Below are 236 nucleotides of genomic sequence, written 5' to 3'. Positions count from 1 at the left end.
GCCGGGGAGGTTGGCTGGGGTCGTCGGTTCCGTTCGCCTTGACGGTGAGTTCGGCGAGTTCCGACCACGGTGTCTTCAGGATCTCGAAGTCCGTTCCGGTGACCCGGGTCGTGGTCGGGTCGTGGCTGCACACGAGGACGCCGTCGGAACTCACGCAGACAGAGATCTCGATCGCCGTGACGTAGGGGAGTGCTGCGCACTGGTCGTAGGCGTACGCGGTCATCTCGGGCCAGTTA

Annotated in this window: 1 protein-coding gene; it reads right to left on the bottom strand. The window is 64.8% G+C overall.

Annotated features, from left to right (window positions below):
• Nucleotides 1–223: glycerophosphodiester phosphodiesterase family protein (locus tag BN358_RS22885; RefSeq protein WP_304412780.1), on the bottom strand; the 223-nt coding region annotated here is incomplete at its 3' end.
• Nucleotides 224–236: the final 13 nt, after the last annotated feature.

The organism is Sedimentibacter sp. B4, assembly GCF_000309315.1.
Classification (GTDB): Bacteria; Bacillota; Clostridia; order Tissierellales; family Sedimentibacteraceae; genus Sedimentibacter; species Sedimentibacter saalensis.
Note: the sequence above shows the minus strand (reverse complement) of the source record. Positions and strands in the feature narration are given on the sequence as shown.